This is a genomic window from Paraburkholderia caffeinitolerans, assembly GCF_902859945.1.
In the GTDB taxonomy this organism is placed as follows: Bacteria; Pseudomonadota; Gammaproteobacteria; order Burkholderiales; family Burkholderiaceae; genus Paraburkholderia; species Paraburkholderia caffeinitolerans.
On sequence record NZ_CADIKL010000003.1, the window covers coordinates 1 to 25849 of the forward strand.

The following is a 25849-nucleotide window of genomic DNA, read 5'->3' on the forward strand; positions in this document are numbered from 1 at the left end:
CGACGCGACGCTGTCGGGCCTGCCGCCTTTCCTCGTGAAGGACGGCGGCGTGAACTCGGGCTTCATGATCGCGCACGTGACGGCCGCGGCCTTGGCCTCGGAGAACAAGACACTCGCGCATCCGGCTTCGGTGGATTCGCTGCCGACCTCGGCGAACCAGGAAGACCACGTGTCGATGGCGACCTTCGCCGCGCGCAAGCTCGCCGACATCGCCAGCAACACGGCCTACATCCTCGGGATCGAACTGCTGGCCGCCGCCCAGGGCGTGGACCTGCGCGCGCCGCACGCGACCAGCCCGGCGCTGCAGAAGGTGATGGCATCGGTGCGCAATGAAGTGCCGCATTACGACCTTGACCGCTACTTCGCACCCGATATCGCGGCCATGACGGAGCTCGTGCAGAACGGCGCCATCGCCGCGCACAGCCCGTTTGCGTTCGAGTCGGAAGCGCACTAAGAAGCGCACCAACGGCAACGGCGAAAAGAGGGCCGGTGGCGCGCAAACGTATCCATCGGCCTATTGGACCACGCCGACCAAGCAATGAACGCACCCGCATACCAGGGCATCAAGGACTTCATTCTTGCGCGCATCCACGCGGGCGAGTGGAGCGAGGGCGACCAGGTGCCCTCGGAGAACGAGCTTGCGCGCGAGTTCAAGGTCGCGCGCATGACGGTGAATCGCGCGCTGCGCGAGCTGACCGCCGAGCAGGTGCTCACGCGCGTGCAGGGCGCGGGTACTTTCGTCGCGCGTCCCAAGTACGAGTCCACGCTGGTGGCGATCCGCAGCATCTCCGACGAAATTCTCGCACGCGGTCATGGCTATCGCGCCGAGGTGCTGGAGATCGGCGAGTTGCCCGCCGACGAAGCGCTCGCGATCGAAATGGGGCTGCGCACGAACGATCGGGTGTTCTACTCGCGCATGCTGCACTTCGAGAACGACGAGCCTGTGCAGCTCGAGGAACGCTGGGTCAATCCCGACGTCGCACCCGATTACGTGGAGCAGGACTTCACGTCCACCACCCCGAACCATTACCTCATGCGCGTCGCGCCGCTCCAGGGCGTGGAGTACCGCATCGAGGCGCTCGCCCCGCAGGGCGACACGCGCGCGCGGCTCAAGATGAAAGAGGTCGAGCCGTGCCTCGTCCTGCACCGCCGCACCCGTTCGAGCGGGCGCGTGGCATCGGTGGCGAACCTGTGGCACCCGGGCAGCCGGTATCGCTTCACGGGGCACTTCTAGGCGGCCCGCCTCCCGCCGTCTTTCTGTTTTCTTTCATTTCCATTGAGACGATGTCGCGCGCGGGTTGCGTCATGCCTTGCGATGCGGCTAACCTTCAGGCATCGGCCAGGCTTGCCCGGCCCACGAGGGAGGACCTCCGCAATGGAAGATTCCAGCGCAACGCTCATGCCCACGTGGCGCGCGAACCTCGCGCTTCTCACGCGCGAAGTGGGCGCGGTCACGCGGCTCGCGAGGATGATGACGTTTTCGGCAAGCCACATGAAGCTGATTGCTACGGGGCAGCGCGATTTCAGCGCGGAGTTCGTGCGAGGCATCGAAGCCGTCACCGGCTTGCCCGAAGGCTGGATGGACGAGCCGCACGGACCCGGCGACGTGCCCCAGGAGGCACGCGACGCGATCGCCGACGAAACCCCGCGCGCGCGCTTTCGCGGCACCGCGCATCCGGTGCGCAAGGCGCCCGTGCTGCGCACGGAGCCGATCTTCGGCCATGGCGCGGATGCCCGGCGCGCGCAGGACGCGGCCACCCAGGATGCGCAACGGCGCCTTGCAGGCACGCGCAAGATTCGTGAATTGGCCGCGCAGGACGTGCGCAAGCTCGAACGGCATCTGAGCATGCTGCCGGTGGAGCCGGAGGCATTGCGCGCGCGTATCGAAGACGTGATTGCCCAGGCGGAGCATGACGAGCGCGTGCGCGCCGATCTCGAAGGCCGGCTCGATCAGATCGAGAAGCACCGCGAGTTGCTTTTACGCCACATCACGCGCCTTTATGCGCTGCTTACACGATCGATCGACGACTGATTCCGGCGACCGCGGTCCCGGTTACGACTTGGAGGCGCATGGCCGTGCAACTTCTCAGGCCCGCAGTTCCGCGAGAATCTGCTCGGCGAGAAAGTCACAGGTCGGCCGGTTCGAACGGGCGCTGCGCGCGAGCACCACTTCGAGTTCGGGCAAGGCTGGCAGCCCGTGCTGCCGGCCCAGCGTGACGAAGGTCTCGGGCACCGCGCAGCGTGCGAGCGGCGCGACCGCGAGACCCGCCGCAACCATGCTGCACAGCCCCATCAGGCTCGGGCTTTCATACGACGTGCGATAGGCGATGTTTTCGCGTTCGAGCGCGGCAATCGCGTTCGAGCGCGCGACGCTGCCCGCGCTGAAGAGCGCGATGGGCAAGGGCCGCTCGCGCCAGACCTCCCGGCCGATGGCCGCACTCGCCTGGGCGGGCGGGCCGGCCCAAACCATCGGCTCGAAGCGGATGAATTCGCCAGCGAGTTCGCGCGTGCCCGTCACACAGGCCAGATCGATCTTGTTGTCCTTCACGAGCGGCGCGAGCGCGCTGCTCGGCAACCCGACCACCTGAATCTCCACTTTCGGCCAGTTCGCCGAGAACTTGCGCAGCACCGGCGGCAACAGCGACGACGCATAGTCGTCGGGCATGCCGATCGACACGCGGCCCGTGACCTCCGGGTGCGCGAGCGAGGCCCACGCTTCGTCGCGCAGGGCGAGCATGCGTCTTGCGTAGGCGATCAGCGTGTGGCCGTCGGGGGTGGGCGTGACGTTGCGCGGCGCGCGAATGAAGAGCGGCTTGCCAAGCGTGTCCTCCAGCGCGCGGATCTGCATGGAGAGCGCCGCCTGCGAGCGGTGCACGAGCGCCGCGCCGCGCACGAAGCTGCCGGCGTCGGCCACGGCCACCACCATCGCGAGGACGTCGAAATCGAGGGTCTTCATGGGTACGGGATGCGCGTCATGGGGAAACGCTGCATCAGGAAAACTGATTGAAACGTTCAATATAACGCGTTTGCCTGAACGTGGCGACGCTCGTATGCTGGTCCGGACGATTCGTGTTCCAGCGCTGTCTTGCGCCTCTCTCACGCCTTCATGCTCATGCCGGAAAAACCCATGTCGACCAACCCGTCTATTGATTTGAACTACGAACAATTCCGGCAGCTGCGAATGCGCCTCGACATGTCGCGAGGCAAGCCTGCGCCCGAGCAGCTCGATCTGTCGCAGGGGCTTTTCGATCCGGCGCTCGTTGCAGACTATCGCGCGAGCGATGGCTTCGATTGTCGCAACTACGGCCTTGCGTCAGGCTTGCCCGAGGCGCGTGAACTGGGCGCCGAACTGCTGGGCGTGCCCGCGGCGCAGGTGATCGCGGGCGGCAATTCGAGCCTCGAACTCATGCATGACGCGCTCGCATTCGCGCTGCTGTACGGCGTGCCGGTTGGGGAAGGCGAGGGCCGCAGCGCGCCGTGGCGCGCGCAGGGCGAGATTGCATTTCTGTGCCCGGCGCCGGGCTACGACCGGCACTTCGCGATCTGCGAGGCGCTGGGCGTGCGCATGATCGCCGTGCCCATGCGCGATGACGGCCCCGACATGGATGCTGTGGAAGCGCTCGTACGCAACGACGCCACGATCAAGGGTATGTGGTGCATGCCGCTCTACAGCAATCCCACGGGCGCGATCTACGCGGATGAGGTGGTGCAAAGGCTTGCCGCCATGCCCGCCGCCGCGCCCGACTTCCGCCTCTTCTGGGACGACGCCTACCGCTTTCACCACCTCACCGGCGAGCGGCATGCGACGCCCAGTGTGATCGAGGCGTGCGAGGCGGCCGGGCATGCGCAGCGCGTGCTCGTGTTCGCCTCGCTTTCGAAGGCGACCTTTGCGGGCGGTGCGCTCGCGTGGCTGGCCGCGGCGCCAGGCAATGTGGCCTGGTGGCAGCGCTGCGCGGCGGCGCGCACGATCGGCCCGGACAAGCTCAATCAGTTGCGCCATGTGCGCTTTATCCGCGATCGCGCGGGGCTCGAGGCGCTGATGGCGCGCCATCGCGCGCTGCTCGCGCCGAAGTTCGCCGCCGTGGACGAAGTGTTTCGCGTGCGTCTCGCCCACGTGTCCGAGGTGCGCTGGAACGTGCCGCGCGGCGGCTACTTCATTAGTCTTTACGCGCCGCCGGGTTGTGCGCGGCGCACCGTCGAGCTGGCCGCCGAGGCCGGGCTCGTGCTGACGCCCGCGGGCGCGGCGTTCCCCTATGGCGTCGATCCCGAGGACCGCCATCTGCGCATCGCGCCTTCGTTTCCGTCGCTGGAGGAGGTGCGGCTGGCGGCTCAGGGGATTGCGGTGTCGCTGCTGCGGGCGCTTGAAGAGCGCGAGGTGGCGGCGCTCTGAGCGCAGCGCTGCCGCGCCCGCTCGCGGCACGGCATGCAGCAGAACGATGTGCTACAACGAAAAGCGAGTTCCATCGTCCAGCTGAGGCCGACATGTCCGCTCTTGCCGCCAGTCTGCAACGCGCCCTCGCGCAGCGCACGCGCGAGGGCGCGGCGCGGCCACCGCTCGCGTGCATGCTCGCGAGCGGCCCCGGCTGGCAGGCCGATGACGTTGTCTGCACATTCGGCCCAGCCGACCGGCCCTATGAGGAGCGCCACGCGAGCGCGTGCCTCGCGATCGTCGCGGCCGGGTCGTTCGGCTACCGCTGTGGTGCGGGCAAGGCCGGCCGTGGGCGTGGCCCGGAATTGATGACCCCGGGCGCGCTCATGCTGGGCGAGCCGGGCGCGTGCTTCGAATGCGGCCACCGCCACAGCGCGGGCGACCGCTGCATCTCGTTTCACTTCGATCCGGACTGGCTCGACGAGCAGGCCGCCGCTGCGGGTCTCGTGCCTCGCGCGCGGCGCTGGAGCGCGCTGCGCGTGCCGCCGCTGCGTGCGCTCGCGCCACTTGTCGCGCGGGCCTGCGCGAACGTCGAGGCGCTGGAGCGTGGTGCAGGAACTCCCGCTGCGTGGGACGAGTTGGCGATTGCGCTAGCGGTGGCGACCTTGCACGTGAGCGCGGGCGCCAAGGACGTGCGCGGTCAAGGAAGGGCAACGTTGACGGCTGGATCGGGGCCATCGGCGGCCGCGGCTGCGCGCGTGGCGGCTACGCTGCGTCTGATCGAAGAGACGCCCGACTCGCCGCACACGCTCGCGAGCCTCGCGGCGGCGGCGGGCGTGAGCGAGTTCTACTTCCTGCGGACCTTTTCGGCGGTTGCGGGCGTGACGCCTCATCAATACCTGTTGCGCTCGCGCTTGCGCGTGGCCGCGCTGCGGCTGCTCGCCGGGGAGGGCGGCGAGAAGATCGTCGACATTGCACTGGATACGGGCTTCAACGATCTGTCCAACTTCAACGCGGCGTTTCGCGCGGAGTTCGGCGCGAGCCCGCGAGCGTGGCGCGACGCGATGCGCGCCCGCGAACTTGCGGCGACGTCCTGGCCGCGCGCGGCGAGCGCGACGACTGCACCCAGCGCGATGGCCACCACGAACGCGGCGGCGATGCGGCTGCCATGAGCACTGTGCGCGCCGCGCGCGCAAGAGCCGATGCGTTCGCGCTTGCATTGGCGTTGGCGTTCGCCTATCCGTGTGCGCAGGCTCAGCCGCCTTCCGGAGTCCAGGTGCAAGCGCAGGTGCCCGAGGATGCCCCGGATCTTGCCGACCTGCCGCCCGCCACGCTCGAGCGCGACGTCCATGAGTTCGTTGTACAGAACGATGGCTCGATCGAGGAACACGACGACTCGACAATGCGCGCCAACACCACCGCGGGCGTCGATGCCGTCGCGCAGCGCTACGTCTGGTTCAATAAGGATGGCGAAATGATCGCGGCGCTCTCGGCGCAGACCATCGACCCCGACGGCACGGTGCACGAAGTGGGCGCAAGCGCGATCCGCGACGTTCAGGAGCCGCGCTCGGCGGGCGCGCCGACCTTCCAGGACGGCGTGCTGCGCACAGTGATCTTTCCGGGCGTGCAGCCAGGTTCGCGCATGCGCCTAGTCTGGACGAAACGCAGAGCGAAGGCGCTGCATGCCCGCACGTTCTCGTACTTCGCCGAGCCGCCGGGCGAGCCGGTCGAGCTTCAGCGTCTCGTCTTCGATCTGCCGGCCGATCTGCCGCTTCATGTCGATGCACGCGGGTATGAGGCGCTCGCGCCCGTGAGCGCGAATGGCCGCACGCGCTACGTCTTCGAGTATCGCCATGGTCCTTACGTGCCGCTGGAGCCGGGTGCCGTGGCACGCGTGAACTGGGGCGCACGCCTCATGGTGAGCACCGTGCCCGACTATGCGGCCTTTGCTGCGCGCTACCGCGACGACGCCGCCGATCCCACCGCAACCGATCCGTCCATCGCGGCCCTCGCGCAAACGCTCACGGCGGGAGTGACGGATCCGCACGAGAAGGCCGCGCGCATCTACGACTGGATGCGCCTGAATATCCGCTATGTAGCGCTTTTTCTGGGCGAGACCGCAGCGGCCCCACATCGCGCTGTCGACATCCTGCGCGCGCGCTACGGCGACTGCAAGGACCACGTCGCGCTGTTCACTGCGCTGCTCGCGGCGGTGGGCATTCGTGCCGAAGCGGCCCTGCTGAACCTCGGTCCGGTCTATGAGTTGCCCTCGGTGCCGGGTTACGGCGTGGAGGCGATCGATCATGTGATTGCATGGCTGCCCGAGCTGGGCGTTTTCGCCGATACCTCGTCGGGCGGCGTGGCGTTCGGCTATCTGCCGGCGGGCGTGCTGGATCGTCCGGCGCTGCTCGTCGACGACGGTGTGCTCGTGCGCACGCCCGCCACGCAAGCGCGTAATCGTATGGCGCGGCTAGAAATCGACGTGGCCGCCGACGGCGGCGCGGCGTACCGCTTTCGCGTGGAGGACACCGGCGCGGGCGCGGAACCCGAGCGCAACACGCTGCGCCGCGCGACGCGTCGCCAGGCGCGGGAGATCGCGTTGCAGCGGCTGCGCCAGGCGGGCCTCGCCGGCACCGCGCAGGTTTCGACGAGCGCGCTCGATGCCACCGAGGGGCCGTTCGCGGTTACGGTCGCCGGCACGCTCGAACATGTCGTCTGGCCCGACGGCACGACGGCGCTGCCGGCCTTGAGCAGTTTTCCGGGCGGCATCGCCTCGCAACTCGACGCGTGGCTCGCAGTGCCGCGCCGCACGCAGCCATGGGCCTGCGTGGGCGGAGATTTCGAGGAGCACGCGCAAATCGTGCTGCCTGCGTTCGCGCGCGTGACCGACATGCCGCGTGACATTTCCGCAAGCGTGCCAACAAGCGCGGACGCAGACGGCATACAGCTCGATTACGCGTCGCACTATGTGTTCGATCCGGCGTCGCGCACGGTACAGATTTCGCGCCGGCTTGCCGCGCATTTCGGGCGGCAGATGTGCTCGCCGGATCAGTTCGCGCAGATGCGCGACGCGCTCGTGCGCATGCAGCGCGATACGCGGGCGCAGATCGTCGTGCGTGCCAGGACCCGATGAGGGCCAAGCGTTAGCCGCCGCGCGTCGTCACCGGCACCCACGTGCCCTGCTTCAATCGATAGAGCGTCGCCGCGCCGTTCTTGAGCGCGCCTTGATCGTCGAAGGCAATGTGGCCCGTCACACCGTCGAAGGACAGTGCCTTGAGCGCGCCGCGCCAGACCTCGTGATTCGCCGATCTGGCGGCCGTCATCGCGTGAATGGCCGCCCATGTGGCGTCGTAGCCGAACGGCGCGTAGGCGAGCACATCAACGCCGAAACGGCTCTTGAAGCGTTGCGCGAAATGCGGGCCGTCGGGCAGTTGCGCGAGCGGGCGGCCGTACTCCCACGCGAGCGCACCTTCGCCCGCCACGCCCGCCAGGCGCACGAAGTCGGGAATCGCCACGCCGCCGCCGCCCACGAACTGCACGCTCATGTTGCGCGCCTTCATTTGCCTCACGAGCATCGCCGCTTCGTGCGCGAGGCCGCCAAAATAGAGCAGGTCGGCGTTGGCGGCCTGGATGCGTGCAAGCTGCGGACCGAAGTCGACGATATCGCCCGATTCGCTCATCGCGAACTCGCGTGCGACCACGGTGCCGCCGCGCGCCTTCACGGTGCGCTCGAATACGTCGGCTTCGCCCTGGCCGAACGCGCTGCGGTCGTCCAGGATGGCGATGCGCCGCGCCTTGATCTCGTCGACGGCCCATGCGCCCGCCATACCAGCGGTTCGCGCGTCGTTCGCGATCACCGTGAAGGTGTTCGCGAAGCCTTGCGAGGTGAGCGTGGGGTTGGTCGCGGTGGGCGCGATCATGGGGATGCCGGCGCTTTCGTAGATGCGCGAAGCCGCGATTGCCGCGCCCGAGTTGAAGTGGCCGACCACGGCCACGACGTTCTCATTGGCGAGCCGCGCAGCGGCGTGTACGCCGCCGCGCGGGTCGGCGCGGTCGTCGACGCTGACGAGTTCGAAGTGCGCGGTTTGATCGCCGATTTTCACGCCTTGCGCATTGGCGTCGTCGATAGCGAGCTGTGCGCCTTTTTGCAGGTCGCGGCCATAATCGGCGTAGTCGCCGCTCAGTGGCGCGGCGAAGCCAATACGTACGGTGAGCGCCGTGAGCGGCCCGGCTGCGTAGGCGGCGCCGGGCGCCGTGGCGAGCATGCACGAGAGCGCGCCGAGGGTGGCCGCGAGCAGCGCGGCGCGCCGCGACGGACGGGGCGGCGCACCGGATGGGCGGCGTGGCGTGTGGCGCGATCTCATCGTGGCTCCTGTGTCGATCAGAGTTGGCGCTTTAGCTGTCGGGTGGAGTTAGTGCTTTAGCGCTTACCCCGGTCTCACGCCGAGCGCTTACTCTGGTCCCGTGCAAAGCTCGCAGCGGTGTTTTTTCCATATCGTGGATGGGCCGTGCCGCGTGTGTGCTGCTTGTGTGTTGCTTGTATGTTGCGGTGCTGCGCGCTCAACGCTCCGCTTGCATTGCCAGCAGCGTTTCGCGCAGGCGCACGAGCGGCGCCATGGTGTCTTCGTTGGCCCAGCCTTCGAGGTCGTCGAGCGCGCGGTTGCAGCCGTCGAGCACCACGTCCAGATCGAGGGGCACGCCATTGGCCAGCGCGAAGCGCACGATCGCCTCGAAGCGCTCGCAGTCTTCGTCGCCATAGGCGATGTCGAGATTGTCGGCGATGGTCTGTGCGATGTCGCTGCGCTGGCGGTCGTCCTCGTCGACGAAGTCGATGATGCCGCGCGCCACTTCGGGTGCGTGATAAAGCGCGATGTCGAGCCAGACGGCTGCGTCGAAATCGGCTTCATGGCTTTGCTCTTCGAAGTATTCGATGGCTTCCTGCTCGTGCGTCTCGCCGGCGTCGACGGCAAGGCACAGTTGCTCGAAATACTCTTCTTGTTCGCTACGGATGGGGTGGGACATCGATCGATCTCTAGACTAACGGAGGGCGCGGCGCCTGGCGCTGGAACAGCGCATGGCGCGCGGCTCGCATTATAGGCCGCGCGGCCCGCCCTCAATCCATCTCGATGGCCCAGGCGTCGAACCATTCGCGCGGGCGTGCGATCTGGTCCTGCGCCGCGACGATTTCCAGTTCGTAGCGTCCCGCGTCGTAGGTGGTCTTCACGACCGCGTTCACGGCGGCGAGCGTGTGCTCGAAGGCGGGCCGCAGCGCGTCGCCGTTCATCAGGCGCGCGACGAAGATGGCGCTCGTGATGTCGCCCACGCCCACGGGCTGGCGCGCGAAGTGATAGAGCGGGCGCTGGCCGAGCCACGCCTCTTGCTCGCTCACGACGAGCATGTTGAAGGTGTCCGCGGGGCTGTTGCGGTCGAACAGATGCTTGACGAGCACGAGCTTCGGGCCACGCTCCAGCAGTTCGCGGCAGGCGTCGACAGCCTCCTCGGCGGTCTCGATCTCGCGCCCGACGAGCCGTTGCAGTTCGCTGTGGTTCGGCATCAGCGCATCGGCCACTTCGGGCATGTGCTTGACGAGAAACTCCTGAATGCCGGGCTCGACCTTGCAGCCATTGCCGTCGCCGTTGACCGTGCCCATCACCGGGTCGCAAAAGTAGCGCGCGTGAGGGTTGGTGGCCTTCACGGCACGCACGACGTCGATCACGGCCTGGGCCTGCTCGGGCGCGCCGAGGTAGCCCGAGAGCACCGCGTCGCAACGCGGCAGCATGCCGATCGCGCCGATGCCATCGACAAGATCCACCATCTGCTCGGCATCGATTGCGCCGCCAGTCCAGTGGCCGTATTGCGTGTGGTTCGAGAACTGCACGGTATTGAGCGGCCATACGTTCACGCCGAGGCGGCGCATCGGGAACACAGCGGCACTGTTGCCCGCATGGCCGAATACGACGTGTGACTGGATGCTCAAAACGTTTTTCATGGGCGTTCTGTGGGGCGAGGCGCGAAATTTCGCGCGGTGCGGCAACGATAACCGAATTCGCCGCGCCCAGTCGATGGCCGCGTGTGCGCAGTGTTGCGCGCATCCGTCTCGCGGGTTGCGTTCCGGTGTGCGAAGTGTTGTGCAATCTGCTGTGCAAACCGTGCGCCGCTTTAGGCCAATTTTCAGGCCAATTCGCGATAGAGCGCCATGTAACGTTGTGCCGACGCGGCCCAGCCGAAGTCCTGGTGCATGCCGCGTTCGCGCGTCGCGCGCCAGTCATGGCTGCGCGCGTAGAGTGCGAAGGCGCGGCGGATCGCGGCGGCGAGCGCGTCGGGCTCGAAGCGCTCGAACACGAAGCCGGTGGCGATACCGTCGGCTAGATTTTCCAGCGAGGCGTCGGCCACGGTGTCTGCGAGACCGCCCACGCGGTGCACGAGCGGCAGCGCGCCGTAAGCTAGCGCGTAGAGCTGCGTGAGCCCGCACGGCTCGAAGCGCGAAGGCACGACCATGACGTCGGCGCCCGCGACGATCGCGTGCGCGAGTGTTTCGTCGAAGCCGAGCTCCACCGCCACGGCCTCGGGATGCTGGCGCGCCGCGCGCACGAAGCCCTGTTCGAGGCTCGCGTCGCCGGTGCCGAGCACGGCGATTTGCCCGCCGCGCGCGACAATCTCGGGCAGCGCGCCGAGCAGCAGGTCGAGGCCCTTTTGCTCGGTGAGGCGGCTCACCACGGCGAACACTGGCGCGTCTTGCCGCTGCGCGAGCTTCAGGCGCGCTTGCAGCGCCGTCTTGCAGCGCGGCTTGCCGCTCATGTGCGCGGCCGAATAATGCGCGGCGATAGCGTCGTCATGGGCCGGATGCCAGATCGAGTAATCGACGCCGTTCAGGATGCCCACGAGATCGTGCGCGCGGCCCTTGAGCAGCGCTTCGAGGCCGCAGCCCTGGGCGACGGTCTGGATCTCGCGCGCGTAGGTCGGGCTCACCGTGGTGATCTTGTCGGCGAAATAGAGACCGGCTTTCAGGAATGAAAGCTGGCCGTAGAACTCCACGCCGTGCATGTCGAAGAAGTCGGCGGGCAAGCCCAGTATGTCGAACTGTTGCGCGGGAAAAATGCCCTGATAGGCGAGATTGTGGATCGTGAAGACGGTGCGCGTGCCGGCGTGCCGGCGTTCGCGTGCCGCCGCGCGCAGGTAAGCGGGGGCGAGCCCCGCGTGCCAGTCGTGCGCGTGCACGATGGCGGGCGCCCAGTCCGGATCGGCGTGCTGGGCGAGCTGCGCGGCGGCCCAGCCGAGCAGTGCGAAGCGCTGGGCGTTGTCGCCATAGGGCACCTGGGCGGCGTCCAGGTACGGGCTGCCTGGGCGGGCGTAGAGCGCATCGGCGCGAATCATGTAGACGGGCAGGCCGTTGCCCGGCAGATGGCCGAGTTCGAGCGACGCTTCGGGCGCTCCGAACGTGCGCGCGAGGCGCGCCGGGGGGGCAACAGGGCGCAGATCGGCGAGGCCCGCGGCGACGCTCGCGAAGCCCGGCAGCAGCACGCGAGCATCGGCGCCTTGCTCGATCAGCGCGACGGGCAGGGCGGCCGTGACATCGGCGAGACCGCCGGTTTTCAGCAGCGGATAGAGTTCGCTGGCTACGTGCAGTACGCGGATCGTCATCGGAATGGGGCCTTTGCGGGCGAGAGACCGGCTATCGTTGATGGGGCGCTTATGTCGCTCAGCCGCCGCGCCTGAGCTTGGCCAGCGCTTCTTCCGTGACCAGCACGATGCCATTCTCGGTGCGGTAGAAGCGCTCGCCGTCGAGCTTGGGGTCTTCGCCAATCACGGTGCCGTCGGGAATCGCGCAGCCGCGGTCCACCACCACCTTGCGCAGCCGGCAGCTCGCGCCCACCGTCACCTCGGGCAACAAGACTGCCTCGGCAATGTTGCAGAACGACTTCACAACCACATTCGACGAAATCACCGAGCGCGAGATCTGCGAACCCGAGATCACGCTGCCGCCGCACACGATCAGGTTGGTGCCGGAGCCCTGCAGCCCGTTCAGGTCGCGCACGAACTTGGCGGGCGGCAACTGCTCCTGATAGGTCCAGATGGGCCAGTTGCGGTCGTAGAGATCAAGCGCGGGAATTGTCGAGGCCAGATCGAGATTGGCGGACCAGTAGGCGTCGATGGTGCCCACGTCGCGCCAGTAGGGCTCGGCGTTCGGATCGGACGAGACGCACGAGAGGCTGAACGGATGGGCGATCGCATGGCCGTCGGTGACCACGCGCGGAATGATGTCCTTGCCGAAGTCGTGGTCGGTGGCCGTGCGCGCGATGTTCTCTTCGAGCAGCTTGAACAGATAGGCGGTTTCGAACACGTAGATGCCCATGCTCGCGAGCGCGATATCGGGGTGGCCCGGCATCGCGGGCGGGTCGTCGGGCTTCTCGACGAAGCCCGTGACGCGGCGCGACTCGTCCACGGCCATCACGCCGAACGCGCGCGCGTCGAGGCGCGGCACCTCGATGCAGCCCACCGTGCAGTCGGCGCCGCTCGCGGCGTGGTCGGCCACCATGCGCGTGTAGTCCATCTTGTAGATGTGGTCGCCGGCCAGCACGATCACGTGCTTCGGCGAGATCGAACGGATGATGTCGAGATTCTGGTAGACCGCGTCGGCGGTGCCGCGATACCAGTGCGCGCCTTCCACGCGCTGCTGCGCGGGCCACAGGTCGACGAACTCGTTGAACTCGCCGCGCAGGAAGCCCCAGCCGCGTTGCATGTGGCGCAGCAGCGAATGCGCCTTGTACTGCGTGACCACGGCGATGCGGCGGATGCCCGAATTCAGGCAGTTGGAGAGCGCGAAATCGATGATGCGGTATTTGCCGCCGAAGTAGACCGCCGGCTTCACGCGCTTGTTGGTGAGCGGGCCGAGACGGGTGCCGCGCCCGCCCGCGAGCACGATTGCGAGCGTGGTGCGCTGTAGATCGTTGAGGCTTGCCGGAGTTTCCATGATCGTCTCCTTGTTGTGCCCCCGGGGTGTGGCCTGGTTCTCGTGCCCCGGCTCGCGCGCCGGATGCATTTTGGGTCTTCCCATCGCCGGCGTCGTTCGTGTTTGTGACCGCGCATTGACTGTTCTAGCACCGAAAGCCATCTTGCGCGAATTCATTGCACAGGGCGGCAACGCATGACGGCTAGAATCGGCGATATTTCGAACCCTCCGTCATTGCCCATGTTTTCGATACGCAAGCTTTACGCCATCGCCGCCTGTAGCGCCGCCGTTACCGGTCTTGCCGCATGCGCAACCGGGGGTGGCGCGAATGCGCCGTCCGCTGCTGCGTCAACGGTGGCCGCGTCGACCGACGGCACGGCCGATGGTCCTGCTTATGGTCCCGAGCTTCAGGGCTTCGACTATCCGCATCCGGTGCGCGAGTTCAGCTTTACGTCGCAAGGGCAGACGCTGCACATGGCCTACATGGACGTGCAGCCGTCCAGGCCCAACGGCCGCACGGTGGTTCTGCTGCACGGCAAGAACTTCTGCGCCGCCACATGGGGCGACACGATCACGCGGCTAACCGAGGCCGGCTATCGCGTGATCGCGCCAGATCAGATCGGGTTCTGTAAATCGAGTAAACCGGCGGCTTATCAATTCAGCTTCCAGCAGCTTGCACGCAATACGCATGCGTTACTCGAATCGCTGGGCGTGCAGCGCGCGACGATCATCGGCCATTCGACGGGCGGCATGCTCGCGGTGCGCTATGGGTTGATGTATCCGCGCGAGACGGAGCAACTGGTGCTCGCGAACCCGATCGGGCTCGAGGACTGGAAGGCGAAAGGCGTGCCTTCGCTCTCGGTGGACGACTGGTATGCGCGCGAACTGAAAACGAGCGCCGACGGCATCCGCAACTATGAGCGGTCGACTTATTACGCGGGGCATTGGAGCGCGCGCTACGAGCCGTGGGTGCAGATGCTGGCCGGCATGTACCGGGGGCCGGGCAAGCAGCAGGTCGCGTGGGATTCGGCGCTGCTTTACGACATGATTTACACGCAGCCCGTGATCTACGAATTCGGCCAGTTGAAAGTGCAGACGCTGCTGCTGATTGGCGACAAGGACACGACCGCCATCGGCAAGGATCTCGCGCCGCCCGAGGTGCGCGCTCAGCTTGGGCACTATCCGGCGCTGGCGAAGGCGGCGCAGAAGTCCATCCCGAACGCGAAGCTCGTGGAGTTCCCCGAACTCGGCCATGCGCCGCAGATGCAGGACCCCGAGGCGTTCCATGCCGCGTTGCTAGAAGGGCTGGCGGCGCTGCCGAGCCAGGCGCGATAGGCTGTAGTTCGCGCCTGGCCGGGCTGAGGTCACCGGGCCTCGGCCATCTCCGCGCGTACCTGTGCAGTGATCTCGAACGAACGCAGGCGCTTGGCGTGATCGTAGATCTGCGCGGTGACGATCAGCTCATCCGCTTGAGTCTGCTCGATCACTGAAGCGAGGCCTGCACGCACGCTCGCGCGGTCGCCCACCACCGCGCACGCGAGCGAATGCGCGACGCTCGAAAGCTCGAATTCGTTTGCCGCGATTTGCGCCGCCGGAGGCGGGAGCTGCCCCGGCGTGCCGCGCCGCAGATTCACGAATTGCTGCTGTAGCGAGGTGAACAGCAGGCGGGCTTCATCGTCGGTTTCGGCGGCGAACACGTTCACGCCCACCATCGCGTGCGGCTTCGCGAGCGTGGCCGATGGGCGGAACTGCGAGCGATAGACGCGCAGCGCGGCGAGCAACTGGTCGGGCGCGAAGTGCGAGGCGAACGCGAAGGGCAGGCCCATCGCCGCCGCGAGCTGCGCGCCGAACAGGCTCGAGCCGAGGATATAGATCGGCACGTGCAGTCCCGCGCCCGGCACGGCGCGCACGCGCTGGCCTTCCACCGGATCGGCGAAGAGCCGCTGCAATTCGGCGACGTCGTCGGGGAAGGCCTCGGCGCTAGCGTGCAGGTCGCGGCGCAGCGCGCGCGCCGTGGTCTGGTCGGTGCCGGGCGCGCGCCCGAGTCCCAGATCGATGCGCCCCGGATAGAGTGCCTCGAGCGTGCCGAACTGCTCGGCGATCAGGAGCGGCGCGTGATTGGGTAGCATGATGCCGCCCGATCCGACGCGGATCGTGCGCGTGCCGCCCGCCACATGGCCGATCACGACCGAGGTGGCGGCGCTGGCGATGCCGGTCATGTTGTGGTGCTCGGCGAGCCAGTAGCGGTGGTAGCCCCAGCGCTCGGCGTGCTGGGCGAGATCGAGCGTGTTGCGCAGCGCGACGCTGGCGTTCGAGCCGGCAGGTACCGGCGAGAGGTCGAGGACGGAGAAGGGAATCATGGGCGGGTGGCGTTCCAATGTTCGTGGAGCGTGCCGCGCGAGCCTGCCCCTGGGACGCCTGGTGTGCGCGCCGGGGCGGCTGCAAGGCAGACGCAAGGTCGGGGCATTGTGCCAAAGCGCTCCGGATCCTGCTGACGGCCTCGGGGAATCCATGCGCCCCGCGTGGTTTCCTATTTTCAGTCGGGCCGCCCAAGGCGAGCGGCGCAGACTCGCCTCAAACCATTTTCATAATTGAACCAGAATAATTCTTGTTTATATCGATATTCACACGAGCTTGACAAAGACTGGATTCAATCTTGTTAAAAATGTATTTCAATATGCTTACCGATTATTTCCGGATGGAGAGGTGCTGGAAGCTCGTTGTGGACCGTCTGAAATAGTTGGCGCCGTTGCAAGCATGAGAGGCATTTTTGCGGGGGACGCGGAAGCGGCGCGCGGGCGTTGCTGCTACAATTTTTCCCTTCGAATCAGGGTGCAAGCAAAGGTGCGGGAAACACCGTGCGGACCTTTTTTCGGTCATTGCTTAATCAATTCATCAGCTGATTCGTGTGGCATTAAAAAAGTGTAGCCGTCTGTTACGCAAGTGGCGGCGAATATGCGGCGCGGATACGATTCGCGTGTCAATTTTCGTGATATCCGGGGTAGGGCAAATGGTAGCAAGCGAGACGCTCGCGCTGGCCGGCGCGCCGCGCGATTGCGCCGCGAAGGCTTGGTCCTGCGGGCGAGGCATCGAGGCATGACGGCCGTGCTGGGTTCTTTGTCCCCATCGGCGTGGTGGCTCGTGGTTGCGCTGTGCGGCGCGGCTACCTTTTACGCCATCTGTGCCGCGATCACCATGCCACGCCTCGGTTCCGCCGCGCAGGTGCGCACGGCGATCCGGCGCGCACGCGCTCGCGCGCCGTTGCCGGTGAGCGTGCTCAAGCCGCTGTGTGGGGCGGAACCCCGTCTCTATGAAAATCTCGCCACTTTCTGCGAGCAGCACCATCCGCGTTATCAATTGATCTTCGGGGTGTCTTCGTCGAGGGATCCGGCAATCGCGGTCGTGCGGCGGCTGCAGGCCGCGTATCCGGCTCATGACATCGCGCTCGTGATCGATTCGCGCGTGCATGGCAGCAACCTGAAGGTGAGCAATCTCATCAACATGGCGGCGCATGCGCGCCATGACGTGCTGATCGTCGCCGATAGCGACATCGCCGTGGAGCCCGACTATCTCGAGATCGTCACGGCGCCGCTCGCCGACTCGCAAGTCGGGGTGGTCACCTGTCTCTACAGCGCGCGCAGTGTTGGCGGCTTCTGGCCGCGCGTGGGTGCGCTCTTCATCAACGAGTGGTTCGCGCCTTCGGTGCGGGTCGCGCATTCCACGGGCTCGCGCGCGTTCGGTTTCGGCGCGACGCTCGCGCTTTCGCGCGGCACGCTCGAGCGCATCGGCGGTTTCGAGTCGCTCAAGGATTGCCTCGCCGACGACTATCAGCTCGCGCGCTTCGCACGCGATCACGGGCTTGCCACGGTGCTCGCGCCGGTGTTGGTCGCCACCGACGTGATCGAGCCGACGTTCCGCACGCTGTGGCTGCGCGAAACGCGCTGGCTGCGCACGATTCGCTCGGTCAATCCGGCGGGTTTTGCGTCGCTGTTCATTACCTTTACCTCGCCGTGGCTCGTGCTGGGCGCGTTCGCATACTGGCAGCTCGCGGCCGGCGCCGCGGCGGCAGGGGCTGGCGGGGCGAGCGTCGCGTCGGCCGTGCTCGGGGCGAGCACGGTTGGCGGTATCATCGCGCGGTTGGCGGTGCATGCGCGCGGCAGTGCGAGCCTGCGGGCGTTCTGGCGCGATTTGCCGCTGGTGCCGTTGCGCGATGCGCTGTTGCTGCTGCAGTGGCTGGCTGCCGTATTCGGCTCGCACGTCATCTGGCGCGGCGTGCGCGTGCCGGTCGCCAACCCCGACGTCGTGGTGGCCGCCGACATGGCCGCCATGCCGGGCGCTGGCGAAGCGCGCGTGAGGTCCGCGCCGCGCCGGGCGGCCGTCGAGGTGTCGGATGGCCGCTGAGGCCGTGCCTGGGTCCAACGCAGTCAGACCCGAATAGGTCAGGCCCGAATAAGTCAGGTCCAGTGTGCCGGACCGAAGCGCTCTGGAGGTGTGAACCTCGGGAGCACACCAAAAATTGTGGCGTGCCGCGCCGGCTTTAAGTCAGCGCGCGCGTTTGTCGTTCATTCATGCCCATTAATAAAAGGGTTGGCGGAGCACTCATCTCATGAAAACGCTGTTTTTGCAGGCCCCGTCCTATGACGGCTTCGACGGTGGCGCAGGCTCGCGCTATCAGGCGAAGCGCGAGATCCGCTCGTTCTGGTATCCGACCTGGCTCGCCCAGCCCGCAGCCCTCGTGCCGGACAGCCGCGTGCTCGACGCGCCCGCCGATGGCATCGGCGTCGAAGAAACGCTGAAGATCGCGATGGACTATGAACTCGTGATCATCCACACGAGCACGCCGTCGTTCCCGACCGACGCGCTGTTCGCCGAGGACCTGAAAAAGCGCAAGCCGTCGCTGCTGGTCGGCATGGTGGGCGCGAAGGTGATGGTCGATCCGCACAACTCGCTCACGGCCACCGAGGCGATCGATTTCGTCTGCCGCGAGGAATTCGACTTCACCTGCAAGGAAATCGCCGAAGGCAAGCCGTTCGCCGAGATCAAGGGCTTGAGCTGGCGCGCGAAGGACGGCTCGATCGAGCATAACGAAGCGCGTCCGATTCTCGAGAACATGGACGAGCTGCCCTTCGTGGCGCCCGTCTACAAGCGCGATCTGAAGATCGACAACTACTTCATCGGCTACCTGAACTACCCGTACGTGTCGATCTACACGGGTCGCGGCTGCAAGTCGCGCTGCACGTTCTGCCTGTGGCCGCAGACGGTGAGCGGCCACCGCTACCGCACGCGCTCGGTCGAGAACGTGATCGCGGAAGCGAAGTGGATTCGCGACAACATGCCGGAAGTGAAGGAGCTCATGTTCGACGACGACACCTTCACCGACGACCTGCCGCGCGCCGAAGCCATCGCGCTCGGTCTGGGCAAGCTCGGCATGACGTGGTCGTGCAACGCGAAGGCGAACGTGCCGTACAAGACGCTCAAGGTCATGAAGGAAAACGGCCTGCGTCTGCTGCTCGTGGGCTTCGAGTCGGGCGACGACCAGATCCTCGTGAACATCAAGAAGGGCGTGCGCACCGACTTCGCGCGCCGCTTCAGCGCGGACTGCAAGAAGCTTGGCATCAAGATCCACGGCACCTTCATTCTCGGCCTGCCGGGCGAGACGCCGGAGACCATCAAGAAGACCATCGAGTACGCGAAGGAAATCAATCCGCACACGATCCAGGTCTCGCTCGCGGCGCCTTATCCGGGCACGACGCTCTACAAGCAGGCCGTCGAGAACGGCTGGATGGAAGAGAACAAGACCATCAATCTCGTGAGCAAGGAAGGCGTGCAGCTTGCGGCGATCGGCTATCCGCACCTGTCGCGCGACGAGATCTATCACCATCTCGAGCAGTTCTATCGCCAGTTCTATTTCCGCCCGTCGAAGATCTGGGAAATCGTGCGCGAGATGCTCACGAGCTGGGACATGATGAAGCGCCGTCTGCGCGAAGGCGTGGAGTTCTTCCGCTTCCTGCGCGCCCACGAGGCATGATGGATGCACCTGCGCGCGCGGGCGCGACGCCGGCTGGCCAAGCCGGCAGTGGCCAACCCGGCACCCGCGGCGCGCTGATCTTCACCGCCGACGACTTTGGCCTGCACGAGCGGGTCAACGCGGCGGTCGAGCGCGCGCATCGCGACGGCGTGCTCAATGCCGCGAGCCTGATGGTCGCCGCGCCCGCCGCCGCCGATGCGGTGGCGCGCGCGCGGCAACTGCCGAACCTGCGCGTGGGTCTGCACCTCGTGCTCGCCGACGGCGCGGCCATGCTGCCGCGCTCGCGGATTCCCGCGCTGGTCGACGCGCAAGGCCGTTTCGGCGACAACATGGTGCTGGACGGCTTTCGCTTCTTTTTCTTGCCTCACGTGCGCGCGCAGCTCGCCCTGGAAATTCGCGCGCAATTCGAGGCGTTTGCGGCGACCGGGCTCGCGCTCGATCACGTGAACACCCACAAGCACTTCCATCTGCATCCCACGGTGCTCTCGCTGATCCTCTCGATCGGCCGCGAGTACGGCTTGCGCGCGATGCGCTTGCCGCTGGAGGCCGGTGCGCCGTTTGCCCTCAAGCCCTGGCTCGCGCTCGTGCGCGCGCGTCTTGCGCGTGCGGGCGTGGCGCATAACGATTACGTCGTGGGCATGGCGAACACGGGCGCGATGGACGAGGCGGTGCTGCTCGATGCGCTCGCGCACCTGCCGCCGCAGGGCGTGGGCGAGATCTATTGCCATCCGGCCGAGGCGCCCGCTGCGGGCGAAGGGCCGATCACGCAGTCGATGAGTACGTATCGGCACGCCGACGAACTCGACGCGCTGATCTCGCCGCGTGTGGCCGAAGCACTGAAGCGCGCGGGCGTGCGCCACGGTGGCTTCACCGACGTGTTTTTCGATCGAGCGGGGGCGAAGCCCTCTGCATCGGGCGGCGCACGCGCGCTGGCAAGCAAGACCCAGGAGACACAGGCATCGTCATGAAGTGGCTTCAATGGCTGGGCCTGCCAGTCGGGATCGCGATCCTGATCGGGTTGACCGTGCACGATGGCGCTGGCGACGTTGTGCGCGTGATCGGCGCGGCGGGTCCGGTGCTCCTCTGGCTCGTGCCGTTTCACGCGCTGCCGCTGTTGCTCGATGCGCACGCGTGGCGCCTCCTGCTCGACAAGCGCGCGCCGCTCAGTTTCCTATGGTGGGTCGCGACCGTGCGCGAGGCCGTCAACCGCCTTCTGCCCGTGGTGGGCGTGGGCGGCGAGATCGTCGGCGTGCGCCTTGCGCGCTGGAAGCTGCGTGCCGATGGCGAAGGCGATGGTGGCGCTGGCGACGACGGCCGCGACATGAGCCGGGTCACGGCCTCGGTGATCGTCGAGGTGTTCGTGACGATTGCCGTGCAATACGCGTTCTCGGCGCTCGGCGTCGTGCTGATCGTGGCGGCGACGGGCGACGGCGGGTCGCTGCGCACCATCGTCACGATCGCGCTCGCGCTGCTGCTCACTGCGCCGTTACCCGTGCTCGCGGTCTTCTTGCTCCGTCGCGGCGGGGTGTTCCATGCGATCGAGCGCTGGGCCGCGCGCCTCTTGGGCGCAAATAATCCACTCATGATGGGCATCGACGGCAAGCAGCTCGACGCCGACCTCGACCAGCTCATGTCGCGCACCGGCCTCATGTTCCGCGCGTTCTTCTGGCAACTCGGCGGCTACATGCTCGGCGCGTTCGAGACGTGGTGGGCGCTTACGCTGCTTGGCCATCCGGTCACGGTGGGCGAGGCGCTCGCCATCGAGGCCATCACCCAGGCCGTGCGCCACGCGGCTTTCATGGTGCCGGCGGGCCTCGGCGTGCAGGAAGTCGCCGTGGTGCTGCTCGCGCAGTTGTTTGGCGTGAGCCAGGAGGTGGCGTTCTCGCTTGCGCTCGTCAAGCGCATGCGCGAGGTGGTGTTCGGCGTGTTCGCGCTGCTGTCGTGGCAGGCCGCCGAGATCGTGCGCACGCGCCGTTCGCTGCGCGAGGGCAAGCGTGCCGACGGCGCGAGCGAGGCGCTGCCCGCCGCGGCCTGCGTTCGCGCGAGAGCGGCGCACGAGTTGCATGAGCCGAAGTCCACGGTGCACCACGACCAGCCGCATTGACGGTACATTGTGGGATGTAAGCGCACGCTGAGCCGATAGCGCGGCCCGATCAGGTTAGGCCAGGCGTGCGCGGCAAGCACTGCTTCCGTGATGCCCAGCCACGACATGTCGCCCACTTTTTCACCCACACGCTCGCTCGCCGTGGCGTGCGCCACTCTGGCGGCGCTCACGCTCACGGGCTGCGACGACCGCCAGATCGACACCATGTTCGACGCCCTCCGGCAGACGTTCAAGACCTTCTTCGACTCGGTGAAGCCCGACGTGCTGCTGCTCAAGGGCATGACGCCTGGCGTCTCGACGCTCGAGCAGGTGCGCGAGCAGATGGGCAAGCCCGAGACCGAGCGCGTGTTCGACGACGGCTCGCGGCGGCTCGAATATCCGCGCGGCCCGGCGGGGCTCAACACTTATATGGTCGACATCGGCCCGAACGGACGGCTCGTGGCGATCACCCAGGTGCTCACCGCCGAGAATTTCGCGAAGGTGCGTCTCGGCATGAGCCAGGACGAGGTGCGGCGCTTGCTCGGTAAGCCGGGGCAGGTGGCTGCGTACCGGCTCAAGAAGGAGACGGTGTGGAGCTGGAAGTGGCTTGAAGGGGGCGTCACGCAGGAAGCGTATTTCAACGTGCACTTCGGGCCCGACGGACTGGTCTCGACGACCTCGCGCTCCGATGTGATTCGCGGGCGCTGAAGGGCCACTGATGGGCCACTGATGGACATAAGACATTGGAACGACACGGCAAGCGATTGAAGGCGACGAAGAACACGATTGGACGCGGGAGGCGCGCATGATGATGAATCGCAGGCGTGCGCAGCGCGTGGGGCTCGTGCTGGGCGGCGGGGCAGCGCGCGGCTGGGCCCATATTGGCGCGATACGCGCGCTCGAAGAGGCGGGCATCAAGCCCGACGTGGTGTGCGGCACCTCGATCGGCGCGCTGGTGGGCGCAGTCTATGCGAACGGCGATCTCGACTGGCTCGAGGAGTGGGTCGGCAAGCTCACGTGGCAGACCGTGGTGAGGCTGCTCGACTTGCGTTTGTCCGGCGGGCTGCTGGGCGGGCGCAAGGTGATCGATATCTTCGCGAAGCAGTTCAACGGGTGCGCGATCGACGATCTCGCGATGCCGTTCACGGCGGTGGCCACCGAACTCGACACGGGCCGCGAGGTCTGGCTGCGCGATGGCAGCGTGGTGGACGCGGTGCGCGCCTCGATCGCGATTCCGGGCCTCTTCACGCCGATCTGGCACGACGGCGTGTGGCTCGTGGACGGCGGCCTTAGCAACCCGGTGCCGGTTTCGGCGGCGCGCGCGATGCGCGCCGACACCGTGATCGCGGTCGACCTCAATCACGACATCCTCAACGGCCGCGATCTGGGCGGCACGATCGATACCATGCCGCGCGAAACGCCGGCCGATGCGGTCGACGGTTCGCTGCCGGAGGCGCGCTCCGAGGTGGCCGCTGACGAGTCCACCGATGAGCAACCCGCCGAGCCCCCGGTACTGCTGCGCCGCAATGGCAAGCCGTTTCCGCAGTGGCTACAGCCTTCGGGGCCGGGCACGCTGGGCGGCCCGGACGTGCGCGTCGCGCCGCCACCCAGTGCGCGCGTGCCTTCGATGCTGAGCTCGGTGGCCCAGAGCATCGACATCATGCAGGTGCGCATCACGCGCAGCCGGCTCGCGGGCGAGCCCGCCGACGTGCTGATCCAGCCGCGCCTGGGCGGCATGGGGATCTTCGACTTTCATCGCGCCGCGCCGGCGATCGCGGAAGGCCGCGCGGCCGTGCAGTACATGCTGCCCGCCATCAAAGCGCAGTTGGGGATGGAGTAGGCCGCGCGCCCCTCGTCGCATCTATCGAAAAAGCGACCCGAAACTTGTGAAAACGCTCCGCTTGCCGGGGCGTGTTTTTTTCGGCTTACAAAATCATCGCGCCCTAGACGGCGCGGGCCAAAACGCCGGCCAGACGTGCGAAGCGCCGTATGTTGCGGCGCAGCATTCCCGGCGCGCGCGTTTGAGCATTCCATTTGGCGCTGCGACTATCCGCGCACATCTTCAAAACGACGCCCGCGACAAAAGCGCGAGGCGCCGATAACGACTTTCACGGAGACGCGCGTGATGCTCTATGGCTTTGGCCCGGTGCTGCTCGCCGGTACGATCAAGACGATCGAACTTTCGCTGCTCTCGCTTGGCGTGGCCGTGCTGCTCGGTCTCGTGGGCGCGGCGGCGAAGCTGTCGTTCAACCGGCCGCTCGCGGCCTGCGCAACGGCCTACACCACGCTGATTCGCTCGGTGCCCGATCTCGTGCTGATGCTGCTGCTTTTCTACAGTATCCAGATCGGCGTGAACGAGCTCACCGACGCGCTCGGCATGGCGCAGATCGACATCGATCCGTTCGTGGCCGGCGTGCTCACGCTCGGCTTCATTTACGGCGCGTACTTCACCGAGACCTTTCGCGGCGCGTTTCTCGCTGTGCCGCGCGGCCAGCTCGAAGCGGGCCATGCCTATGGCATGAGCGGCGTGCGCGTGTTCGCGCGCATCCTGTTTCCGCAGATGATGCGCTTCGCGCTGCCCGGCATCGGCAACAACTGGCAGGTGCTCGTGAAGGCGACCGCGCTGGTCTCGATCATCGGTCTTGCCGATGTCGTGAAGGCCGCGCAGGACGCGGGCCGCAGCACCTTCAACCTGTTCTTCTTCCTCGTGATTGCGGCGTTCATCTACCTCGCGATCACCACCATTTCGAACTTCGCGCTGATCTGGCTCGAACGCCGCTACTCGGTCGGCGTGCGTCACGCGCAACTGTGAGCCCAGGGAGCCTCGAGCGATGAACGAAATCATTCAACAATTTGGCCGCGCATTCCTCTACTGGGACGGCGAGCACGTGTCGGGTCTCGCCATGACGGCATGGCTGCTCGTGATCTCGGTGGCGTTCGGTTTTGTCTGCGCGGTGCCGCTCGCGGTCGCTCGCGTGTCGAGCCGGCGCTGGGTCTCGCTGCCGGTGCGTTTCTACACCTACGTGTTTCGCGGCACGCCGCTCTATGTGCAGCTGCTGCTGATCTACACGGGCGTGTACAGCCTCGCCTTCGTGCGCGCCGAGCCGCTCTTCGACGCGTTTTTCCGCAGCGGCCTGAATTGCGCGATTCTCGCGTTCGCGCTCAACACCTGCGCCTACACGACCGAGATTTTCGCGGGTGCGATTCGCGCGACCTCGCACGGCGAAGTGGAGGCGGCGCGCGCCTACGGCATGAGCCCGTTCACAATGTACTGGCGCGTCGTGCTGCCTTCGGCGCTGCGCCGCGCGCTGCCGCTGTACAGTAACGAAGTGATCCTGATGCTGCACGCAACGACGGTGGCGTTCACGGCAACGGTGCCCGACATCCTCAAGGTCGCGCGCGACGCCAACTCGGCCACTTACCGTTCGTTCGAGTCGTTCGGGCTCGCGGCGCTGATCTACTGTGCGGTATCGTTCATGCTGGTGGCTGCGTTCCGCCGTGCAGAGAAGCGCTGGCTCGGCTACCTTGCCGTGCGTACGCGATAATTTTTGGGAGACCACCTTGGTTCAGACGATGCAAACGACTTCGCGCACGCCGCAAACCCAAACGAAAACTTCAGCGCAATCTTCATCGGATAGCAAGCTGATTGCGCGCGACATCCACAAGCGCTACGGCGACAACGAGGTGCTCAAGGGCGTCTCGCTCGACGCGAAGAAAGGCGACGTGATCAGCATCATCGGCGCGAGCGGCTCGGGCAAGAGCACGTTCCTGCGCTGCATTAATTTCCTCGAGAAGCCGAACGCGGGCGAGATCGTGGTGGACGGCGAAACCGTGCGCACCAAAGCGGGCCGCAACGGCGACCTCGAGGTGGCCGATCACAAGCAGCTCCAGCGCATCCGCACCAAGCTCGCGATGGTGTTCCAGCACTTCAATCTCTGGTCGCACATGAACGTGATCGAGAATGTGATCGAGGCGCCCATGCACGTGCTCGGCGTGCCGCGCAAGGAAGCCGAGGAGCGTGCGCGTGCGTATCTGGAGAAGGTCGGCCTCGCGCCGCGCGTGGAAAAGCAATATCCCTCGCATCTCTCGGGCGGCCAGCAGCAGCGCGTCGCGATTGCACGCGCGCTCGCGATGAACCCCGACGTGATGCTGTTCGACGAGCCTACCTCCGCGCTCGACCCCGAGCTGGTGGGCGAAGTGCTCAAGGTGATGCAGAAGCTCGCCGAGGAAGGCCGCACGATGATCGTCGTCACGCACGAGATGGGGTTCGCGCGCAACGTCTCCAATCATGTGATGTTTCTGCACCAGGGCCGCACCGAGGAAGAGGGCGCGCCCGCCGATGTGCTCGGCAATCCGAGGAGCGAGCGGCTGCGCCAGTTCCTCTCGGGCAGCCTCAAGTAAGCGGGGCGCCAGGACGTG

Annotated in this window: 23 protein-coding genes; 16 read left to right on the forward strand and 7 right to left on the reverse strand. The window is 66.7% G+C overall.

Going from position 1 to position 25849, the window contains the following annotated elements; all coding sequences use genetic code 11:
• The 3 genes from HV773_RS03035 to HV773_RS03045 all read left to right on the forward strand — a co-directional run.
• On the forward strand, positions 1-454 hold a 454-nt coding region (locus HV773_RS03035; RefSeq protein WP_175194201.1), incomplete at its 5' end, for an aromatic amino acid lyase.
• 84 nt (positions 455-538) lie between these two features.
• On the forward strand, positions 539-1234 hold the full coding sequence (hutC, locus tag HV773_RS03040) for a histidine utilization transcriptional repressor HutC (RefSeq protein WP_129562306.1): 696 nt from the start codon (positions 539-541) through the stop codon (positions 1232-1234).
• Positions 1235-1375: 141 nt separating this feature from the next.
• Positions 1376-2032: a hypothetical protein gene (locus HV773_RS03045; RefSeq protein ID WP_129562305.1), complete on the forward strand. Its 657-nt coding sequence runs from the start codon at positions 1376-1378 to the stop codon at positions 2030-2032.
• Positions 2033-2086: 54 nt separating this feature from the next.
• Here HV773_RS03045 and HV773_RS03050 read toward each other — a convergent pair whose 3' ends face one another.
• Positions 2087-2956 carry a LysR substrate-binding domain-containing protein gene (locus HV773_RS03050; RefSeq protein ID WP_129562304.1) on the reverse strand — a complete coding sequence of 290 codons (870 nt, stop codon included), beginning with the start codon at positions 2954-2956 and terminating at the stop codon, positions 2087-2089.
• Between the two features lie 171 nt (positions 2957-3127).
• On the opposite strand from HV773_RS03050, the gene HV773_RS03055 reads away from it, so the two are divergent.
• The 3 genes from HV773_RS03055 to HV773_RS03065 all read left to right on the forward strand — a co-directional run bounded on the left by HV773_RS03055 (position 3128) and on the right by HV773_RS03065 (position 7502).
• A complete protein-coding gene (locus tag HV773_RS03055; protein ID WP_129562303.1) occupies positions 3128-4390 on the forward strand; it encodes an aspartate aminotransferase type Ic in 1263 nt (420 codons plus the stop codon).
• Positions 4391-4482: 92 nt separating this feature from the next.
• Positions 4483-5541, forward strand: a complete 1059-nt coding sequence (locus tag HV773_RS03060; RefSeq protein WP_129562302.1) for a helix-turn-helix transcriptional regulator — start codon at positions 4483-4485, stop codon at positions 5539-5541.
• Complete coding sequence (locus HV773_RS03065; RefSeq protein WP_129562301.1) at positions 5538-7502, forward strand: DUF3857 domain-containing transglutaminase family protein; 1965 nt, start codon at positions 5538-5540, stop codon at positions 7500-7502. Before HV773_RS03060 ends, HV773_RS03065 begins: the two co-directional genes overlap by 4 nt.
• A gap of 10 nt (positions 7503-7512) precedes the next feature.
• Here HV773_RS03065 and HV773_RS03070 read toward each other — a convergent pair whose 3' ends face one another.
• From HV773_RS03070 to glgC, 5 genes are all read right to left on the reverse strand, one after another.
• Entirely contained in the window at positions 7513-8634 is a 1122-nt protein-coding gene (locus tag HV773_RS03070; protein ID WP_129563354.1) for a branched-chain amino acid ABC transporter substrate-binding protein, read from the reverse strand.
• A gap of 295 nt (positions 8635-8929) precedes the next feature.
• Complete coding sequence (locus tag HV773_RS03075; protein WP_129562300.1) at positions 8930-9391, reverse strand: hypothetical protein; 462 nt, start codon at positions 9389-9391, stop codon at positions 8930-8932.
• Between the two features lie 91 nt (positions 9392-9482).
• Positions 9483-10358 carry a pyridoxal kinase PdxY gene (gene pdxY, locus HV773_RS03080; RefSeq protein WP_129562299.1) on the reverse strand — a complete coding sequence of 292 codons (876 nt, stop codon included), beginning with the start codon at positions 10356-10358 and terminating at the stop codon, positions 9483-9485.
• Between the two features lie 182 nt (positions 10359-10540).
• On the reverse strand, positions 10541-12010 hold the full coding sequence (glgA, locus tag HV773_RS03085; protein WP_129562298.1) for a glycogen synthase GlgA: 1470 nt from the start codon (positions 12008-12010) through the stop codon (positions 10541-10543).
• Positions 12011-12068: 58 nt separating this feature from the next.
• Complete coding sequence (glgC, locus tag HV773_RS03090; RefSeq protein WP_129562297.1) at positions 12069-13340, reverse strand: glucose-1-phosphate adenylyltransferase; 1272 nt, start codon at positions 13338-13340, stop codon at positions 12069-12071.
• A gap of 219 nt (positions 13341-13559) precedes the next feature.
• On the opposite strand from glgC, the gene HV773_RS03095 reads away from it, so the two are divergent.
• Positions 13560-14654 carry an alpha/beta fold hydrolase gene (locus tag HV773_RS03095; RefSeq protein ID WP_129563353.1) on the forward strand — a complete coding sequence of 365 codons (1095 nt, stop codon included), beginning with the start codon at positions 13560-13562 and terminating at the stop codon, positions 14652-14654.
• Between the two features lie 29 nt (positions 14655-14683).
• Here the strand turns inward: HV773_RS03095 and HV773_RS03100 are convergent, their stop codons facing one another.
• Complete coding sequence (locus tag HV773_RS03100) at positions 14684-15679, reverse strand: LLM class flavin-dependent oxidoreductase (RefSeq protein ID WP_129562296.1); 996 nt, start codon at positions 15677-15679, stop codon at positions 14684-14686.
• Between the two features lie 736 nt (positions 15680-16415).
• Here HV773_RS03100 and hpnI point away from each other — a divergent pair.
• The 9 genes from hpnI to HV773_RS03145 all read left to right on the forward strand — a co-directional run bounded on the left by hpnI (position 16416) and on the right by HV773_RS03145 (position 25831).
• Entirely contained in the window at positions 16416-17720 is a 1305-nt protein-coding gene (gene hpnI / locus HV773_RS03105; RefSeq protein WP_129562295.1) for a bacteriohopanetetrol glucosamine biosynthesis glycosyltransferase HpnI, read from the forward strand.
• Between the two features lie 205 nt (positions 17721-17925).
• Complete coding sequence (gene hpnJ, locus HV773_RS03110) at positions 17926-19347, forward strand: hopanoid biosynthesis associated radical SAM protein HpnJ (RefSeq protein ID WP_129562294.1); 1422 nt, start codon at positions 17926-17928, stop codon at positions 19345-19347.
• On the forward strand, positions 19344-20315 hold the full coding sequence (gene hpnK / locus HV773_RS03115; RefSeq protein WP_227875298.1) for a hopanoid biosynthesis-associated protein HpnK: 972 nt from the start codon (positions 19344-19346) through the stop codon (positions 20313-20315). The genes hpnJ and hpnK overlap by 4 nt, the downstream gene beginning before the upstream one ends.
• Positions 20312-21451: a lysylphosphatidylglycerol synthase domain-containing protein gene (locus HV773_RS03120; protein ID WP_129562293.1), complete on the forward strand. Its 1140-nt coding sequence runs from the start codon at positions 20312-20314 to the stop codon at positions 21449-21451. The genes hpnK and HV773_RS03120 overlap by 4 nt, the downstream gene beginning before the upstream one ends.
• Positions 21452-21556: 105 nt before the next feature.
• The gene (locus HV773_RS03125) at positions 21557-22138 is read left to right on the forward strand and encodes a hypothetical protein (RefSeq protein ID WP_129562292.1); all 582 of its coding nucleotides are present in this window, start codon (positions 21557-21559) and stop codon (positions 22136-22138) included.
• A 100-nt stretch (positions 22139-22238) separates the two neighbouring features.
• Positions 22239-23270 (forward strand): patatin-like phospholipase family protein, encoded by a 1032-nt coding sequence (locus HV773_RS03130; RefSeq protein WP_129563351.1) that lies wholly within the window; start codon positions 22239-22241, stop codon positions 23268-23270.
• A 282-nt stretch (positions 23271-23552) separates the two neighbouring features.
• Complete coding sequence (locus HV773_RS03135; protein WP_175194203.1) at positions 23553-24242, forward strand: ABC transporter permease; 690 nt, start codon at positions 23553-23555, stop codon at positions 24240-24242.
• Between the two features lie 19 nt (positions 24243-24261).
• Positions 24262-24975, forward strand: a complete 714-nt coding sequence (locus HV773_RS03140) for an ABC transporter permease (RefSeq protein ID WP_129562291.1) — start codon at positions 24262-24264, stop codon at positions 24973-24975.
• A gap of 28 nt (positions 24976-25003) precedes the next feature.
• A complete protein-coding gene (locus HV773_RS03145; protein ID WP_129562290.1) occupies positions 25004-25831 on the forward strand; it encodes an ABC transporter ATP-binding protein in 828 nt (275 codons plus the stop codon).
• Positions 25832-25849 lie beyond the last annotated feature (18 nt).